14 protein-coding genes are annotated in these 18,453 nt (G+C 61.3%); 7 read left to right on the top strand and 7 right to left on the bottom strand.

Going from position 1 to position 18,453, the window contains the following annotated elements; all coding sequences use genetic code 11:
• Nucleotides 1–35: 35 nt before the first annotated feature.
• Complete coding sequence (locus HWW83_RS06405; protein ID WP_033652542.1) at nucleotides 36–1,109, bottom strand: YeiH family putative sulfate export transporter; 1,074 nt, start codon at nucleotides 1,107–1,109, stop codon at nucleotides 36–38.
• A gap of 193 nt (nucleotides 1,110–1,302) precedes the next feature.
• On the opposite strand from HWW83_RS06405, the gene HWW83_RS06400 reads away from it, so the two are divergent.
• The 3 genes from HWW83_RS06400 to HWW83_RS06390 all read left to right on the top strand — a co-directional run bounded on the left by HWW83_RS06400 (nucleotide 1,303) and on the right by HWW83_RS06390 (nucleotide 4,165).
• The gene (locus tag HWW83_RS06400; protein ID WP_033643799.1) at nucleotides 1,303–1,500 is read left to right on the top strand and encodes a hypothetical protein; all 198 of its coding nucleotides are present in this window, start codon (nucleotides 1,303–1,305) and stop codon (nucleotides 1,498–1,500) included.
• A 98-nt stretch (nucleotides 1,501–1,598) separates the two neighbouring features.
• Entirely contained in the window at nucleotides 1,599–2,465 is an 867-nt protein-coding gene (yieE, locus tag HWW83_RS06395) for a DNA-binding transcriptional regulator YeiE (RefSeq protein ID WP_021505917.1), read from the top strand.
• Nucleotides 2,466–2,686: 221 nt separating this feature from the next.
• Nucleotides 2,687–4,165 (top strand): amino acid permease, encoded by a 1,479-nt coding sequence (locus HWW83_RS06390; protein ID WP_033643798.1) that lies wholly within the window; start codon nucleotides 2,687–2,689, stop codon nucleotides 4,163–4,165.
• Between the two features lie 45 nt (nucleotides 4,166–4,210).
• Here the strand turns inward: HWW83_RS06390 and HWW83_RS06385 are convergent, their stop codons facing one another.
• Nucleotides 4,211–5,311, bottom strand: a complete 1,101-nt coding sequence (locus HWW83_RS06385) for a GGDEF domain-containing protein (RefSeq protein ID WP_060660453.1) — start codon at nucleotides 5,309–5,311, stop codon at nucleotides 4,211–4,213.
• 368 nt (nucleotides 5,312–5,679) lie between these two features.
• Here HWW83_RS06385 and HWW83_RS06380 point away from each other — a divergent pair, with 368 nt between their 5' ends.
• Complete coding sequence (locus HWW83_RS06380) at nucleotides 5,680–6,762, top strand: FecCD family ABC transporter permease (RefSeq protein ID WP_033643796.1); 1,083 nt, start codon at nucleotides 5,680–5,682, stop codon at nucleotides 6,760–6,762.
• On the top strand, nucleotides 6,759–7,547 hold the full coding sequence (locus HWW83_RS06375) for an ABC transporter ATP-binding protein (protein WP_033643795.1): 789 nt from the start codon (nucleotides 6,759–6,761) through the stop codon (nucleotides 7,545–7,547). Before HWW83_RS06380 ends, HWW83_RS06375 begins: the two co-directional genes overlap by 4 nt.
• 736 nt (nucleotides 7,548–8,283) lie before the next feature.
• On the opposite strand, the gene HWW83_RS06370 is transcribed toward HWW83_RS06375, so the two are convergent.
• The 5 genes from HWW83_RS06370 to puuR all read right to left on the bottom strand — a co-directional run bounded on the left by HWW83_RS06370 (nucleotide 8,284) and on the right by puuR (nucleotide 14,735).
• Nucleotides 8,284–9,231 (bottom strand): siderophore ABC transporter substrate-binding protein, encoded by a 948-nt coding sequence (locus HWW83_RS06370; RefSeq protein WP_033643794.1) that lies wholly within the window; start codon nucleotides 9,229–9,231, stop codon nucleotides 8,284–8,286.
• 55 nt (nucleotides 9,232–9,286) lie between these two features.
• Entirely contained in the window at nucleotides 9,287–11,275 is a 1,989-nt protein-coding gene (locus tag HWW83_RS06365; protein ID WP_046687513.1) for a ligand-gated channel protein, read from the bottom strand.
• A gap of 244 nt (nucleotides 11,276–11,519) precedes the next feature.
• Entirely contained in the window at nucleotides 11,520–12,515 is a 996-nt protein-coding gene (locus HWW83_RS06360) for an ABC transporter permease (RefSeq protein WP_176589123.1), read from the bottom strand.
• Complete coding sequence (locus HWW83_RS06355; RefSeq protein ID WP_176589122.1) at nucleotides 12,512–14,023, bottom strand: sugar ABC transporter ATP-binding protein; 1,512 nt, start codon at nucleotides 14,021–14,023, stop codon at nucleotides 12,512–12,514. Before HWW83_RS06355 ends, HWW83_RS06360 begins: the two co-directional genes overlap by 4 nt.
• A gap of 154 nt (nucleotides 14,024–14,177) precedes the next feature.
• Entirely contained in the window at nucleotides 14,178–14,735 is a 558-nt protein-coding gene (gene puuR / locus HWW83_RS06350) for an HTH-type transcriptional regulator PuuR (protein ID WP_016927000.1), read from the bottom strand.
• Nucleotides 14,736–15,129: 394 nt separating this feature from the next.
• Here puuR and HWW83_RS06345 point away from each other — a divergent pair, with 394 nt between their 5' ends.
• Nucleotides 15,130–16,548, top strand: coding sequence for a glutamine synthetase family protein (locus tag HWW83_RS06345; protein ID WP_033643789.1), 1,419 nt, complete (start codon nucleotides 15,130–15,132; stop codon nucleotides 16,546–16,548).
• Between the two features lie 535 nt (nucleotides 16,549–17,083).
• Entirely contained in the window at nucleotides 17,084–18,451 is a 1,368-nt protein-coding gene (locus tag HWW83_RS06340) for an APC family permease (protein ID WP_025303526.1), read from the top strand.
• The last annotated feature ends 2 nt before the right edge of the window (nucleotides 18,452–18,453 follow it).

Genomic DNA, 18,453 nt, shown 5'->3' with positions numbered 1-18,453 from the left:
AGCGGCGGCCCGCCGAAGCGGGCCGCCGAGGGAGATTACAGCAGGTGTTGCACCAGTTGGTTTATCGCGCCGCCGCCGACCAGCAGCCAGACGAACAGCAGCGTTGCCAGCAGAATCGGTTTCATCCCGGCCTGGCGCACGGCGCTGATGTGGGTAGTCAGCCCCAGCGCCGCCATCGCCATCGCCAGCATCCAGGTGTCGGCGGTGATCAGGTGCCGCACCAGCGTGGCCGGCAGCAGGTTGAAGGAGTTCAGCCCGGCGACGGCGATAAACAGCACGGCGAACCACGGAATGGTGATGGCGGATTTTTCCGCCTTGCCTGCGCTGCCTCGGCTGATGTAGCCCGACAGCAGCAGCAGGAACGGCGCCAGCATCATCACGCGGATCATCTTGGCGATCACCGCCGCATTTTCGGCGTCAGGCCCGATGGCGTGCCCGGCGGCGACCACCTGAGCCACTTCGTGGATGGTGGAGCCGGCGTAGATGCCGAAGGTTTCCTGGCTGAACGGCAGCCACTGGAAGTGTTCATTCAACTGATACAGCCACGGATAGGCGAAGATCGCCAGGGTGCCGAACACCACCACGGTCGAGACCGCGACCGCCACTTTGCTGGAGTCGGCCTTCAGCACCGGCTCGGTGGCCATCACCGCCGCCGCGCCGCAAATGCTGCTGCCGGCGCCGATCAGTATCGCGGTTTGGCTGTCGATGCCGAACACTTTCTTGCCGAGCCAGCAGGCCAGCAGGAAAGTGGTGATCAGGGTCAGCGCATCGATGATGATGCCGCTGGCGCCCACGTCGGCGATCTGCTGAAAGGTCAGCCGGAAGCCGTAAAGGATAATGCCCAGACGCAGCAGGCGCTGTTTGGCCAGCTGTACGCCGCTGTGACAAACGGTTTGCCAGCGGGGGTACAGCGTGTTGCCCACCAGAATGCCGAGCAGGATCGCCAGCGTCAGCGCCCCCAGCCCCAGCTCCGCCACCCAGGGAATGTCGCCGGCCCAGACGGCCAGCGCGGTGAGCGCGCCGGTCAGCGCCAGCCCCGGCACCAGCCGCGGCAGGCCGAACAGCGGGAAGCGTCGCTCGGGGTAAGTGTGAGTGGTATCAGTCGCCATATAAAGTCAGTCCTTCAGTCTGTTTCTTGCGGTCAAGAGTACGTTTGGGCTGAATAAAAGAGAAATTGATTATATATTTATAACCTATCTGAATAAGTGGTATGGGGTCAGCCATTGGCATAACGCCGCATTGCGGCTAGGGTGTGGAGGAGCGGCGAGCCGCCGTCAATTTTCCAACTAACAGGAGCAGGTGATGGATACCGACGATCAACGCAGAGAGCAGGTAGATCAGGAAGTGGGCCGCGCGGTGCGGCGGTTGATTGAAGAAAACAAGGCGATCGACCGCGACCATCTCGCGGCGATGCTGCAATTGATACTGCGGGACGAAACCGGCACGCCGCGAGAGCCGGTGCTGGCCGCGGCGGCGCAGCTGGTCGCGTTGGGCAAATAGCGCGCCGATCTGGCCGCAAACAGGGTAGCCTGGCCGGGCTGCCCACCACACCATATTGGGGTTCTCTGGCAGAACCTTCTTTCAATACCGGGACAGCTATGCATATCACGTTGCGTCAACTGGAAGTCTTTACCGAAGTGCTGAAAAGCGGTTCGACCACGCAGGCCTCGGTGGTGCTGGCGCTGTCGCAGTCGGCGGTCAGCGCGGCGCTGGCGGATCTGGAGGGGCAGCTGGGCGTGCAGCTGTTCGATCGCGTCGGCAAACGGCTGGTGATCAACGAGCACGGCCGGTTGCTGTATCCCAAGGCGCTGGCGCTGTTGGAACAGGCGGGGGAGATAGAGCAGCTGTTTCGCCATGACGGCGGGGCGTTGCGCATCGCCGCCAGCAGCACCATCGGCAACTACATGCTGCCGGAGATGATCGCCCGCTACCGCCGGGATTTTCCCGCCACGCCGCTGGAGCTGAACGTCGGCAATAGCCAGGACGTAATCGTGGCGGTGGCGGATTTTCGCGTCGATCTGGGGCTGATCGAAGGGCCTTGCCATATGCCGGAGCTGGTGACGCAGCCGTGGCTGGAGGACGAGCTGGTGGTGTTCGCCGCGCCGGATAACCCGCTGACCCGTCAACCGCCGACGCTGGAGGCGCTGGCCAATGCGCCGTGGATCCTGCGCGAGCGCGGTTCCGGCACCCGTGAGGTGTTGGACCATCTGCTGTTGGCGCATCTGCCGCACTTCCAGCTGGTGATGGAGCTGGGCAACTCGGAGGCGATCAAGCATGCGGTGCGGCACGGCATCGGCATCAGCTGCCTGTCGCGGCGGGTGGTGGCGGAACAGCTGGCCAGCGGCGCGCTGGTGGAACTGCCGGTGCCGTTGCCGCCGCTGCGCCGCACCCTGTACCTGATCCGCCATCGGCAAAAGCACGTCTCCAACGCGTTGCAACGTTTTCTCAGCTATTGCGTGCTGTAACCGGCGGCACGTCAAGCCCTCTGCTGCCGCGCAGGCCGGAAAAAGCATAAAAACCTGCGCGCGCTCACATTAATGAGAGTAAGTAAGGCTATAAGGGCCGCAGCTAATAATTGCCTCTGAATTATGAAGCTATCTTATATCGGTGCAATGTTGCTAGTTCACCGGCGGGTATTTGTTACAATCCGCCCTCATTTTTCGAAGAGCAGATAGATAGGGAACGAATGGCTCAGCAGGATATAAAAACATCGGGGCAGCAAGCACCCGGATTGCGCCGTGAATTGAAAGCCCGGCATTTGACCATGATCGCCATCGGCGGCTCCATCGGCACCGGCCTCTTCGTCGCCTCGGGCGCCACGGTTTCTCAGGCAGGCCCCGGCGGGGCGCTGCTGTCTTACGCTCTGATCGGTTTGATGGTGTACTTCCTGATGACCAGCCTGGGCGAACTGGCGGCCTTTATGCCGGTCTCCGGTTCATTCTCCACCTACGGCGCCAAATACGTAGAAGAAGGCTTCGGCTTCGCGCTGGGCTGGAACTACTGGTACAACTGGGCGGTGACCATCGCCGTTGACCTGGTGGCCTCGCAGTTGGTGATGAGCTACTGGTTCCCGGACACCCCGGGTTGGATCTGGAGCGCGCTGTTCCTCGGCCTGATGTTCCTGCTGAACTACATTTCGGTGAAAGGGTTCGGCGAGGCGGAATACTGGTTCGCGCTGATCAAGGTCAGCACCGTGATTATCTTCATCGCCGTCGGCGTGATGATGATCGTCGGCATTCTGAAGGGCGGCGAGCATGCCGGCTGGCAGAACTGGACAATAGGAGACGCGCCGTTTGCCGGTGGCTTCTCGGCAATGATCGGCGTGGCCATGATCGTCGGCTTCTCGTTCCAGGGCACCGAACTTATCGGCATCGCAGCCGGCGAATCGGAAAACCCGGGTAAAAACATCCCGCGCGCGGTGCGTCAGGTGTTTTGGCGTATCCTGCTGTTCTATATCTTCGCCATTCTGATCATCAGCCTGATCATTCCGTACACCGATCCGAGCCTGCTGCGCAACGACGTGAAAGACATCAGCGTCAGCCCGTTCACGCTGGTGTTCCAACATGCCGGCCTGCTGTCGGCGGCGGCGGTGATGAACGCGGTGATCCTGACGGCGGTGCTGTCGGCCGGTAACTCGGGCATGTATGCGTCGACCCGCATGCTGTACACCCTGGCTTCGGAAGGCAAGGCGCCGCGCATCTTCGCCAAGCTGTCGAAAGGCGGCGTGCCGCGCAACGCGCTGTACGCGACCTGCGTGGTAGCCGGCCTGTGCTTCCTGACGTCGATGTTCGGTAACCAGTCGGTTTACCTGTGGCTGCTGAACACTTCGGGCATGACCGGTTTCATCGCCTGGTTGGGCATCGCCATCAGCCACTACCGTTTCCGTCGCGGCTACATGCTGCAGGGGCGCGATCTGAACGATTTGCCGTACCGTTCCGGTTTCTTCCCGCTGGGGCCGATCTTCGCCTTCGTGCTGTGTCTGATCATCACCCTGGGGCAGAACTACCAGGCCTTCCTGCAAGACAAGATCGACTGGTACGGCGTGACCGCGACCTACATCGGTATTCCGCTGTTCCTGCTGATTTGGTTTGGTTACAAGCTGTCGCAAGGCACCCGTGTCGTGAAGTACAGCGAGATGGAATTCCCGAAGATGGACGTGAAGTAATTTTCGGTGAGTGACACGCGGCGGGGGCTCCCGCCGCGTTTTGTTTTACTTTTTCCCGCCTTTGGCTTCCGCCAGCGCCTGCTGCGCCGAGCTCATCAAACTCTCTACCGTCGCGTAATCCTGCGTCAGCGCCACAATGCCGGCGTTAAGCTGCATGTTCACCTCGCCGAACGCGCCAAAATCGTAGGGCGCCTCCAGCGGCGGCACAATGCGCGCCAGAAACTCGCTTTCCGCGCCGTAGGGCAGATCGTGCACCAGAATCAGAAACTGGCCGCCGGTATAGCGGCAGATATAGTCGCTGGGGCGGATCAGCGTCTTGAGGCGCTCGCCGACGGTGCGCAGCACGTCGTCGCCGATCTGGACGCCGTGGCTTTGGTAGAGCGCCGCCAGCGGGCCGAATTCAAGAATGAACAGGTGGGAGATCGGCTGCGCCGTTCCGGGACGGCAGATGCTGCGCATCACCGTCTCGCCGCCTGCGCGGTTGAGAAAGCCGGTCAGGCGATCGCGGTGCGACGCCTGCTGCTTCTCCCACGCCAGCGTGACGTGCTGCACCAGCTGGCGGTGGTAGCGCGCGATCATGCCGTGGGCCAGCACCAGCCACAGCGGCGCGAGGTCCGCCAGGACAAACAGGTTTTGCACGCGCGACAGCGGCGCCGCCAGCAGGTAAGGCAGCGTCAGCGCGATCACCTCAAGCAGCGCGAAGCGCGGGACGGCGGCGTGGCGTTGCATCAGCCAGCAGGCCAGGGCGGTGATCGTCAGGCCGGCGAACAGCATTAAGACGAAGCGGCCCGAGAGCATCGCCAGAGCGGCGCTGGCGCCGACCAGCAGCGCCCACAGCAGCACCGTCACCAGCATGGCGTTCGGCCAGGCCGGTTGACGCCGGCGCGCCAGCCAGGCTCGCCCGGCGGTCAACAACAGCAGCAGCAGCAACAAACCGATGCCGAGCGGCCGCTGGACCAGCCAGGCGTACCCCGCCAGCAGCGCGGCCGGCCCTGCGGCATTCAGCCAGGGCGTGAGAGGAGAGGGCGTCAGCGTGAGACGCAGCTGGCGTTGAAACGGCTCGTCATCGGCGTGCAGCGGGCTGTATAACAGCCAGTTCAGCAGCGCCGGGCGTTTGGGCGTTACCGCCGGAGATGGACTTCTCATTACAGCCTCGTCAATCAATAAGGCCGCTCTTGCGGCGGCCTGAAGTTTTTTTGCACGCGCGGTGCTGTGATTTTGGATTCTATGTGGTTTTGCCGTTATTTGTCAGAGTCTGGTCGGATCAGGAAGAATTTTCAGAATAATTAACCTACTGGCCGTTGGCGGGGGAAAGCGTGGCGGTTTGAAAAATGGCGATAAAAAACAAATTATTACATTTCGACAACGCCGTTTTCACCTATTGATATGATTGATAAGTATTATCGTTTGTTTTATTGTTAACGGCTGTGCGCAGGCTGCTGCCGCACACTTTTCGGTTCACGGCGGCCGCTTTCGCGCCGCTGTCATGATGGTTGCAACAGGTATCTTAACTAATGAGCGTATCCACCGATCCCATGACTGAAGCCAAGGGGCAGCCCGACGCCGGCGTGATGGGGCGTTATCAGCATATTCTTCGCCATCGCCTGTTGATGATGGGCGTATTGGCATTGGCGATCCTGGGCTCGCTGCTGCTGGATTTCACCATGGGGCCGTCCGGCCTGTCGTTGTCATCCTTATGGCAAACGCTGCTTGATCCCGCCGCGGCCGATGCCGGCACGCGGGTGATCGTCTGGGACATCCGCTTGCCCTATGCGTTGATGGCGGTGGTGGTGGGCTTTGCGCTCGGCCTGGCCGGGGCGGAAATGCAGACCATCCTGAATAACCCGCTGGCCAGCCCCTTCACCCTCGGGGTGTCTTCCGCCGCGGCCTTTGGCGCCGCGCTGGCGATCGTGCTCGGCATCGGCATTCCGGGGATCCCCGATCAGTGGTTCATCTCCGCCAACGCCTTTATCTTCGCGCTGTTCGCCGCGCTGATGCTTGACGGCATCACGCGCTGGACGCGGGTCGCCACCTCCGGCGTGGTGCTGTTCGGCATCGCGCTGGTGTTTACCTTCAACGCGCTGGTCTCGATGATGCAGTTCATCGCCAGCGAGGATACGCTGCAGGGGCTGGTGTTCTGGACCATGGGCAGCCTGGCGCGCGCCTCGTGGGACAAACTGGGCATTCTGTTCGGGGTGTTCGCCGTGCTGCTGCCGCTGTCGATGATGAGCTCGTGGAAACTGACCGCGCTGCGTCTGGGTGAAGACCGGGCGGTGAGCTTCGGCATCGACGTGCGTCGGCTGCGTTTGACCACGCTGCTGCGCATCAGCATGCTCTCGGCGCTGGCGGTGGCTTTCGTCGGGCCGATCGGCTTTATCGGTCTGGTGGCGCCGCACATCGCCCGCATGATCTTCGGCGAAGATCACCGTTTCTACCTGCCGGCCAGTGCGCTGATTGGCGCGCTGGTGCTGTCGATGGCCTCGGTGGCGTCGAAAAACCTGGTGCCTGGGGTAATCATCCCGGTGGGGATCGTGACGTCGTTGGTCGGGGTGCCGTTCTTCCTGAGCATTATTCTGCGCCACCGGGGGAACGTATGAGCCAGGGTTTACGGATAGAAAACTTCTCGGCGGGTTACCCGAAACGCCAGGTGATCGACAATCTCTCGGTGCCGATGCTGCCGCGCGGGCAAATCACCGTGTTGCTGGGGCCGAACGGCAGCGGCAAATCGACATTGCTGCGCTCGCTGGCCGGGCTGAACCCGGCGCAGGGCAAGCTGTGGCTGGACGACGGCGATTTGATGCAGATGCCGTTCGCCCGTCGGGCGGAGAAAGTGGTGTACCTGCCGCAGTCGCTGCCCGCCGGGGTGCATCTGCACGTGCTGGAGTCGATCATCGTGGCGCAGCGCGCCTCGGGCGGCCGCAGCAACGCCGGCAGCGAAGCGGAAGTGATGGCTTTGCTGGAACAGCTGGGCATCGCCCACCTGGCGCTGAGTTATCTCGATCAGCTGTCCGGCGGCCAGAAACAGCTGGTGGGGTTGGCGCAGTCGCTGATCCGTCAGCCGTCGCTGCTGCTGCTGGATGAGCCGCTGAGCGCGCTCGATCTCAACTACCAGTTCCACGTGATGGATTTGGTGCGCCGCGAAACCCGCAAGCGCGATATCGTGACGGTGGTGGTGGTGCATGACATCAACATTGCGCTGCGTCACGGCGACCACGTGCTGATGCTGCAGGATGGCGATCTGATCGCCGACGGCGCGCCGGATCAGGTGATTACGCCGCAGAGCCTGGCGCGGGTCTATGGCGTGCGCGGGCGCATCGAGCGTTGCTCGCAGGGCACGCCGCAGGTGCTGATAGACGGTCTGGTGAACCAGCCGACGATATAATCCAGGAAAAAGCCCGGCATCGCCGGTAATGCCGGTCAGTTAAGCCTGACTGGCATTTTTTTATCCCATCTTTGTGTGTTTCGTGCAGCCTGAATTGCCGTAAAAATCTCTCATTTCTCTGATGCCGTAGCGAACGGCAATTGGAGGGGCCGAAGGCGCGGCCCCTCCACCTGCGCCTTCGCTTAACACCGTCTGTCCGCTACGCGGATACCCTCGCCGTGTCTGCGTTGTCGGGCGGGTCGGCTGCGACAAACGTCCCTGTTAGTCTCGCCTCAACCGGCCTTCCCTGGCCGGTTGCCCCTGACAACGCCGTCTTGCTCGGCAGCCAGTGATGCGCGCTCAAGGTCAACACCTGAGCTGGCAGCTACTGGGAAATCTGCCGCTGATGAGGTTGTGGTAGAGAAGTTGGAGATGAGCGCGGTGTTGGGCGCCCTTGAAGACGCCGAACGCAGGCATAGCGCATTAGGCGAAACCGCCATGGACGGCGGTTTCAGGTGAGACAGGCAGGGACGCCTGTCGCAACCGGCCTCAATGCGCTATGGCGGAGGGAGGGAAGTTGGCAAAGCCAACCGTCTGACAGGGCAAAGGCGCGGGTTGCCAGGGGCCGCGCCTTCGGCCCCTGGCTCGGTCGAGGTGCGGGAGTCTCATGATGCACCTCTCATTTATCGACCGAAAGCGTCACGAGTACTTCAAAAAAACGCTAACTGACACGCATTACGGCATCGCCGGGCTTTTTTTATCGCGCAGCGCGGTTCAGTGCTTCGCTCACGCGTTCGACGACGTGCTGGGCGGTGACGATGCCGCCGGACAGATAGACCTCGGCCGCCGGCAGGTAAACCACCTGGCCTTTTTTCACCGCCGTGGTTTTCTTCAGCGCGGTGCCGGTGAGGATTTTCTGCGGCGCCACCGCGTTCGGCCGACCGGTCGCGGCATCTCTGTCGATGACGAACAGCCAGTCCGGGTTCAGTTTGGCGACCTGCTCAGGCGTCAGCTTATTGCCGCGCACGTCTTTTTCATCGGACTGCAGCGCGGACGAGAAGCCGAGAGCGTCATAGACGAAGCTGAAACGGCTCTTGGGGGCGTAAGCGCTGATCTTGCCGCCGGAGAACAGCACCACCAGCCCGCGTCCGGCCTGGGCGGCCTGCGGTTTGACCGCCGCGATCTGCGCATCCAGCTTATCGATCGCCGCCTGCGCCTGTTGCGGTTTATCGAACAGCTCGCCCAACTGGCGGGTGCGCTGTTTCAGGCTGCCCAACTGATCCTGCTGATCGACGGACATGTTCAACGTCGGTGCCAGCGTGTTCAGCTCGTCATAGGCTTTGGACGCCCGGCCGGCGATCAGGATCAGATCCGGTTTGGCGGCGCGCAGCACGGCCATATCCGGTTCGAATAGGGTGCCGGCATTGAGGTATTTGTCATCCTGATAGCGCTTCAGGTTATCCGGCAAGTTCTTGCGGTTGCCGGGCAGCGCCAGCGGCTCGACGCCCAGCAGCTGCAGCGTTTCCAGCGAGGCGTAATCCAGCACCACGATGCGCTGCGGGTGCTTCTTCACCTCGGTGCTGCCGTTCAGGTGCTGGACGTTGACGGTGGCCGAGGCCGCCGGCGCGTCGGTTTTGCTGTGGCAACCCGCCAGCGCCATCGCGGCCAGCAGGGCGATCATCAGGGGGGAGCGGCGTAATCTCATGGAGCTTCCTCTCGGTGATGGAATGAAAAGGGCGCGCAGCGCGCGCCCGGGGGCATCAGAAGTTGTAGGTCATGCCGACGGTGTAACGGCGGCCGTCCAGCGTGGTGCGGTAGTGATCGTAATCCACGGTCTTGTCGAGAATGTTGTAGACCCCGCCGGTCAGCTGCAGGTTTTTCGCCGCCTGGTAGCTCAGGCCCGCATCGACGAAGGTATAGGACGGGGTGCTGGTCTCCATCGACGTGCGGCTCAGGTAGTCTGAGGTGCGGCTGCGGAAGTTAACGCGCGACCACAGGCTGAGGTCTTGCGTAGCCTGCCAATCCAGCACGGTGTTGATCATGTGCTTAGGCATCTGGTTCAGCGCCTTGCCCTGGAACTCGCCGCTTTTCTGCTCGGAAGCGGTGTAGGTGTAGTTGGCGTTCCACTTCCAGTCTTTATTGATCTGCCAGCCGAAGGTGGCCTCTACGCCGCGCATATTGGCTTTGTCGACGTTGACGCGATCGCTGATAAAGTCGTAGACGTCATTGCCGATCTTACAGTCCGGCGTGTCTTCGCAGCGGCGCACTTCGGTGATCTTGTTCTTGAAGTCGGTGTTGAAGACGGTCACCCCGGCATTGACGCCTTCCAGGCTGTCCCACATCAGGCCGATCTCTTCGCTCAGGCTCTTCTCCGGCTGCAGATCCGGGTTGCCGACGATGATGCCGTTACGCACGCCGCCGCCGGTGACCTGGCCCCAGCTGGCGGAGGATTGGCGCAGATCCGGCGAACGATAGCCGGCGGAGACGCCGCCTTTCATCGTCCACTGTTCGGTCAGGTGCCAGACGCCGTACATGCGCGGCGACCAGTGGCTGCCAAAGTTCTGATCGCGATCCATACGGATGCCGCTGGTCAGGCTGAAGTCGTTGGTCAGCGCCCATTCGTCCTCGGCGAACAGCGCCCAGCTCCAGCGCGTCAGCTGGTTGACGTCTTGCGCCGAGCTCAGCTGGTTGCCGCTGTCGCCCAGTTTCTCATAGCGGTATTGGCCGCCGAGGTTCAGCATGTGGGCACCCAGCTCGAACTGGTTCTGGGTGTTGAAGATGGTGTTGTACATCTTCATCTTGCGGCCCGGGTTATTGGTCTCTTCCCGCTGAACGTAGCTGGTGGAGTTACCGAAGTCGTAATAACCGTTGTGGGTCAGCGCGTAGTTGGTGCGGGTGTAGAGATTTTCGCTGCGAGAGGTAGGTTTGCACTTGCCTTTGCTGCAGCGCTCCGCCACCACCGATTTGCCCGGCGTGCTGTTGCGATCCTGCAGCGAGCGGCCGATTTCGAAGTCGAATTCGTTTTTCTCGTCCGGCGTCAGAGTGAACACCGCGGTGCCGCTGCGCATGCGCTGTTCGTTGTAACCGTTGGCGATTTTATCTTCGGCGCGGCGCGACAGCAGGCCGTTGACCCGCACGCCGAGCAGGCCTTCAATCAGTGGGCCGGAGGCGTAGGCGTTGGTCTGGAACAGATCGCCGGAATCGCGGTTTTCCTGAAGGGTGGCGTCGCCGTGCAGCGAGCCTTTCCACTCGGTGCGGGAAGTCTTGCGGGTGATGACGTTGATCACGCCGCCCATGGCGTCGGAACCGTACAGCGAAGACATCGGCCCGCGCACCACTTCGATACGTTCGATGGCTTCCATCGGCGGCAGCCAGCCCTGTTCGATGCCGGCGTTATCGCTGTTCGGCCGGGTGCCGCGGGTGTCGACGCGCTTGCCGTCCACCAGAATCAGCGTGTACTTGGAGGACATGCCGCGGATGCTGATGTCGCTGCTGCTGGCGCCGCCGGTGACGACCACGCCCGGCACGTCTTTCAGCGCATCGGTCACATCGCGATAGGCTTTATCTTCAATTTGCTGGCGCGGGATCACTGAGATGGAAGCGGCGGAGTCCTGAATTTTTTGCTGGAAGCCGGAGGCGGTGACGACCATGGTGTCTTGGGTGTCGTCCTGCGGCGCGGCCAGTGCGGCGGTGGCGCTGAGTGAGGCGATCACCAGAGCGGCGAGCTTGCTGTAACGTGGCGTTTCCATGAGGTAAACCTTTCCTGGATTGAAGTGAAAGTAATTAACCAATTGAATTTCTAATGAAATAATTCATCGTTCGCTGAGAAATCCGTCGCTTCGTCAGCGTTGCGTGAGGCCATTGTAAGGATTTTTTACTGAATGTAAACGCTAATGATAATTCATATCATTTGTATGCTTGTTATTCTGGCGGGAAAGAGTAACCGGATGAATTAAAGGGAAAAGCGGCGCAGCGGATGTGCGCCGGGGAGGATCAGCGTTTCTGGATATAGGTGATGGCCAGCGCCAGCGCCAACACCAGGCCTTTGATAATGTCCATGGCGTAGTAGGGCACCGACAGCATCACCAGGCCGTTTTGCAGCACGCCGAGGATCACCGCGCCGATCAGGGTGCCGAGCGCATTGGGTTTGCCGGAGCCGGCCAGCGAGAAGCCGATGTAGGCCGCCGCCACCGCATCCATCAGATAGCCGCCGCCGGCGTTGACCTGCGAAGAGCCGATACGTGACGCCAGCAGGATGCCGCCAAGCGCCGCCAGCCAGGAAGAAATGACGTAAGCGGCAACCTTGTAACGCACGGTGCGAATGCCCGACAGGCGCGCCGCCTCGGGGTTGCCGCCGATGGCGTACATGCGGCGGCCGTGCTTGGTGAACGACAGGAACAGCTGTACCGCCACGGTGACCGCCAGCATGATCAGCACGATCACCGGCACCTGGCCGAGGACGGAAAACACCTCCGGGATCAGGCCTTCCGCCATGTCGCCATTCGGCAGCACCATGTTTTGGGTGATGGAGCCGCCGTAGCTGTAGGTCATCGCCACGCCCTGGATCACGAACAGGCTGGCCAGCGTCGCCAGCATATCGGGAATTCTGAACACCACGATCAGCAGGGCGTTGAACAGGCCGACCAGCGTGCACAGCAACAGCGTCACCACCATGGCGCCGGCGGTGCCGAACCCGTGCCAGACGAACAGTGAAATCACCAGCGCGTTGGCCAGTGAGGCGGTCGAGCCGACCGACAGATCGAAACCGCCGACCGACAGCGAGATAGAGACGCCGATGGCGATCACCGTCACGATGGCGATCGAGCGCAGGATATTGATGATGTTGTTGGCATCGAGAAAGTTGTCCGACGCCAGGCCAAACAGGGCGACCAGCGCCGCGACGGTCAGCAGCATGCCCCACTTGTAGAGGAAATCAAACAGCTGTTGGCGCCAGGGCAGCGCCGGCCGCAAGGCAAATTCTTTACTCACGCAGGGGTTCCTCCGGTGGAATAGAGCAATAAGGTTTCTTCGTCGGTATCGGCGGCGTTCAGCTCCGCCACGATGCGGCCATCCCACAGCACGCAGATGCGATCGCACAGGCCAACCAGCTCGGCGAACTCGCCGGAGGCGTAAATCACACCTTTGCCGGCGCGGGCCAGGCCGTCGATCAGGCTGAACAGTTCCTGTTTGGCCTTGATGTCCACGCCCTTGGTCGGCTCATCGAAGATCAGCACGTCGGCGTCGCCGCGCAGCCACTTGCCGATCGCCACTTTTTGCTGATTGCCGCCGGACAGGCGCGCCAGCCGCTGTTGCGGGCCGGAGGCGCGAATGTTCAGATGCTGCATGATCTCGCGCGCCCAGCGCAGCTCTTGCCGCCGGCTGAACAGGCTCCAGCGCGAGAAGCTGTCATCGGCGCTGACGCTCAGGTTCATCGGGATCGCCTCATCGATAAAAATGCCTTCTTTGCGGCGTTCTTCCGGCACCAGCGCCAGCCCCTGTTCGACCGACAGATGCGGCGCATGCGGCGCCCAGGGCTGCCCGCGCAGTTCGCCGCGTTCCAGCTGCGCGGCACCGGCGCCGAACAATGCCTTGCACAGCTCGCTTTTCCCGGCCCCGGCCAGACCGGCGATGCCGAGGATCTCGCCTTCATGCAGCCGCAGCGAAACGTCGCGCAGCTTATGGCGATCGCGCAAGCCCTCCACCTGCAGCAGCGTACGCTCCGCGTGCGGCGGGCGCGGCGGCGGGAAAATGTCGTCCAGCCGGTGGCCGAGCATTTTCTCGACGATCTGTTCGCCGCCGAGGCCGCGCATGGCGTCTTCGCTGACGCGGCGGCCGTCGCGCAGCACCGTCAGCCGATCGCAAATGTCGCTCAGTTCGTGGATGCGGTGAGAAATGAATACGATGCCGATGCCTTCGGATTGCAGGCGGCGCACCACGTTGAACAGGCGCTCGCTCTCGGCGCGATCGAGCGGCGCAGTCGGTTCATCGAGCACCAGAAAACGGCAGCGGTGCGACAGCGCGCGCGCCAGCAGCACCTGCTGTTTTTCCGCCAGCGTGCAGTCCGCCAGGCGTCTGCGCGGGTTGAGCGGCAGCGCCCATTGCTGCAGCAGCTGTGCGGCGCGGCGGTGCAGTTCCGCCCAGTTCAGCCAGTGGCCCGGTTCGTTCAGCCAGTCCAGCATGATGTTTTCCGCCACCGACAGCGTGGGGATCAGCGCGACGTCGACCTCTTGCTGTACCACGTGGATGCCGTGGCGGCGCGCCTGCAGCGGGGAATGAATTTCCACTGCCCGGCCGTCGATCAGGATCTCGCCGCGGTAGTGATCGTGGGCGCCGGAGAGGATCGCCATTAGCGTCGACTTGCCCGCGCCGTTGGCGCCGACCAGCGCGTGGATTGAGCCGCCGTGCAGCGTGAAGTCCACGTCCTGCAGCGCGTTGAAGCCGGCGAAGGCGATCGAGATATTGCGCATCTCGAGGCGCGAAGGCGTTGCGGTTGACATTGCGTAGTGAGGCCGTTTAGATGTTTAGATGGCTGTTTTGCTCTGTTGTAACACAGATTGCGCCGTTGGCAACCAACAAAATGGCATAACGGCGATGAAAGCGTGGGCGGACAGGGGCGCAACCCGCGTCAGGCTGCGCCGGAGCGATAAACGGTCAGAAGGTGGTGGGGGTGTGTGCGCTGACGATGCGGCAGATGCGCGCCGACGTATTGCTGAAGCTGTGCGGAATGCCGGTGTTGATGGCGTAGCTCTGACCGGCGGTCAGGCAGTAACTCTGGCCGTTGATGGTCAGCACGATCTCGCCCTCCAGCAGGGTGCCTATCTCTTCGCCCTGATGCTTGATCTTTTCGCCGGTGGTGGTGCCGGGCTGGTAGGTTTCCAGCATCATCGCCAGGTTGCGCGTCGGGCTGCCGTTGTGCACCAGCTTCATCGACACCCCCTGGCTGCCGATCTCAATCAGATCCTCGGCGTCGATCACCACGCGCGGCTCGTCGACGGCCTCCGGTTCGGCAAAGAATTCCGACAGCGACAGGCCATACACCTTAAGCAACTTTTGCAGCGTGCTGATGGCCGGGCTGACTTTGTCCTGTTCGATGGTGCTGATCGCACTGTGGGTTAACCCGGACAGTTCGGCGACCCGGCGCTGTGACAAACCCAATTGCTGGCGGATCTGCGACAGGCGTTTGCCCGGTGCCAAGCTGGCTTCGCTCATAGCGGTACTTCCTTCTGGTAAGGGCGACAGGCTGAAATGACGATCGGTATCGGGCGCCTGCCTGGTCGATAACGATGCTGCATGATATCGGTAGTTAGGGTAGGTTTGGAAAATATATTGCCCATGCTCACCGTCGGCGCGGCGGACAAAATAGTTGACGTGAAAATGGCGGCAAGGCCTTTTCGGTCAATATTTTATCAATTTAGCAGCCGGTGGCGAATAATCAAACAGGATTGTAACATTTGCAAACCCATTCTGTTAAGACTATGTTTCATGTTGTGGATGTTATTTTGAGCGCCCGCAGCGGCGCGACCTGGCGAGAAATCCAATCATGTGTTGAATCGAACGGCGGACGGGCGCCAACGCGCCTTAAGAGCATAATGGCGGGTGACGTATGCAAACCAATAGCGCAGCAGTTGAACATTTTGCACAGCATCATGAAGAGAGGCGAAGTAGCGCGTTCCAAAATGAGGTCGCTCATTATTTGGAACGCCATCCCGCCACGCAGTATATCGATATCCTTCTCACCGATCTCAATGGTTCCTTCCGCGGCAAACGCATACCCGTCTCAGGGTTGAAAAAACTGGAAAAAGGCAGCTACTTCCCCGCGTCGGTGTTCGCTATGGACATCCTCGGCAACGTGGTGGAGGAGGCGGGCCTTGGGCAGGAACTCGGCGAACCGGATCGCGTATGCCTGCCGGTGCCCGGTTCGCTGACGCCGTCGGCGGCCGATCCGCAGCACATCGGCCAGGTGCTGCTCACCATGCTGGATGAAGATGGTACTCCCTTTGACGTTGAACCCCGCAATGTGCTGAACCGCGTGTGGCAGGCGCTGCGACAGCGCGGCTTGTTCCCGGTGGCAGCGGTAGAGCTGGAGTTTTATCTCATCGATCGGCAGCGCGACGCGGAAGGCGATTTGCAACCGCCGTGTGCGCCCGGCACGCAGGAGCGCAACACCCAAAGCCAGGTGTACTCCGTCGATAACCTGAACCATTTCGCCGAGGTGCTGAACGATATCGACGCGCTGGCGAAGCTGCAGGGGCTGCCGGCGGACGGCGCGGTGGCGGAGGCCTCGCCAGGGCAGTTCGAGGTCAACCTGCGCCATACCGACGATATCTTGCAGGCCTGCGACCACGCGCTGGCGCTGAAGCGGCTGGTGCGGCTGGTGGCCGAGAACCACGGCATGCACGCCACCTTTATGGCCAAGCCCTATGAGGATTACGCCGGCAGCGGCATGCACGTGCACGTCAGCATGCAGGATGGCGCGGGCAACAACCTGTTCGCCGACGGCGAAGGCGAGGATTCGCCGCTCTTGAAACAGGCGCTGGCCGGGATGATCACCCTGATGCCGGCGTCGATGGCGCTGTTGGCGCCGAACGTCAATGCCTATCGGCGTTTCCAGCCGGGGATGTATGTGCCGATCCAGGCCGCCTGGGGCCACAATAACCGCACCGTGGCGCTGCGCATTCCCTGCGGCGAACCGGAGAACCATCGGGTGGAGTATCGCGTGGCCGGCGCCGACGCCAATCCGTATCTGGTGATGGCGGCGATCCTGGCCGGCATGCTGTACGGGCTGGACAACCTACTGCCGCTGCCTGAGCCGGTGACCGGTAACGGGCTGGAGCAAGAGGGGCTGCCGCTGCCGATCCGCCAGAGCGACGCGCTGTACGAGTTTGAACATCAGCACGCGCTGACGCACTATCTCGGCGAGCGTTTTACCCGCGTTTATCACGCCTGCAAGACCGACGAACTGCTGCAGTTTGAACGGCGAGTGACGGAAACCGAGATCGACTGGATGTTGAAAAATGCCTGAATAGGCGTATAAAGTAAGAGGTATGTGCGGGCGACTGGCCTGCCGGCAGCGGATTAATTCGCCTGCCGGGCTGGTTTTCCGTGCGATCGACAAAAAGAATTTGTATTTGAGGGTTTCCGGATCTTGTCATTCGGAGGCATTCTGGTGCAAAATATCTCAAATGCAGATAGCCGACGTTTTGAAAGCGTCGGTTATTTTTTTTGCATTATGTTTTACCAACGTAGCGTTTCATACACCAAGCGAGGCCGGACACCGATCCGGATAGATAAATAGTTTCGTGCACGATCAAACAAAACTTTATGGTCGTGACTCATGAGGATTAGAAAGATGGGGCAATTTTTCACTTTAGCGCCGGTGCCCGCCGGTTTCCGCTGTGGCCGCAGCGACTATGGAGCAGCCGAGGTTACCTCGACCCGTTATCCAGCTTACAACCCCCTTCTTTTAGAATTAAGTCGCTCGTTGCGAAGTTTCCCCGCAACCTTAAGTCTTGGCGTGTCCGCCATCCGCAAGGCTCAAGGTAAGGGGGGGCTGAACAATGTCCGATAACACCATCAACGCCGCTCCGGCTCAGCGCACTCAGCTGCGTAAAACCCTGACTTTAGTTCCGGTAGTGATGATGGGCTTGGCTTACCTGCAGCCAATGACCATTTTCGATACCTTCGGCATCGTATCCGGCCTGACCGATGGTCACGTCGCGACCGCGTACGCCTTCGCTCTGCTGGCGATCCTGTTTACCGCCCTGAGCTACGGCAAGCTGGTGAAGAAGTTCCCTTCCGCCGGTTCCGCCTACACCTACGCCCAGAAAGCCATCAGCCCGCACGTCGGCTTTATGGTGGGCTGGTCATCGTTGCTGGACTACCTGTTCATGCCGATGATCAACATTTTGCTGGCCAAGATTTACCTGGAAGCGATCTTCCCGGGCGTACCGTCCTGGATCTTCGTGGCGGTGCTGGTCGGCTTGATGACGATTTTCAACCTGCGCGGCATCAAGCTGGTGGCTAACCTGAACTCCATCATCGTGGTGGTGCAGGTGGCGATCATGATCGTGTTCCTCGGCCTGGTGATCAACGGCATTTACCACGGCGAAGGCGCCGGTACGCTGGTCAGCAGCCGCCCGTTCTGGTCCGATAACGCTCACGTGGTGCCGATGATTACCGGCGCGACCATCCTGTGCTTCTCGTTCCTGGGCTTCGACGGCATCAGCTCGCTGTCCGAAGAGACCAAAGACGCGGAAAAAGTGATCCCGAAAGCCATCTTCCTGACGGCGCTGATCGGCGGCATCATCTTTATCGTGGTGTCTTACTTCGTGCAGCTGTACTTCCCGGACATTTCGCGCTTCAAGGATCCGGACGCGTCGCAGCCTGAAATCATGCTGTACGTGGCGGGCAAGTTCTTCCAGTCGGTGATCCTGGTGTTCTCCTGCGTGACGGTATTGGCGTCGGGCATGGCGGCGCACGCGGGCGTTTCGCGTCTGATGTACGTGATGGGCCGCGACGGCGTGTTCCCGACTCGCTTCTTCGGCTATGTGCATCCGAAGTGGCGTACCCCGGCGCTGAACGTGCTGCTGGTAGGCGCCATCGCGTTGTCCGCGGTGTCGTTTGACCTGGTGACCGCGACCGCGCTGATCAACTTCGGTGCGCTGGTGGCCTTCACCTTCGTTAACCTGTCGGTGATCTCGCAGTTCTATATTCGCGACAAGATGAACCGCACCGTGAAGGACACGTTCAACTACCTGATCCTGCCGGTGATGGGCGCACTGACCGTCGGCGCGCTGTGGATCAACCTGGAAGCCAGCTCGATGACGCTGGGCCTGGTTTGGGCTGCCATCGGCCTGATCTACCTGGCCTTCGTCACCCGCAGCTTCCGTCTGCCGGTGCCGCAAGCGAGCGAAGACGCCGCCTAAAC

The sequence above is a fragment of the Serratia ureilytica genome (assembly GCF_013375155.1).
Classification (GTDB): domain Bacteria; phylum Pseudomonadota; class Gammaproteobacteria; order Enterobacterales; family Enterobacteriaceae; genus Serratia; species Serratia ureilytica.
The sequence above is the reverse complement of the archived record's forward strand: the minus strand, read 5'-3'. Positions and strand labels throughout refer to the sequence as shown.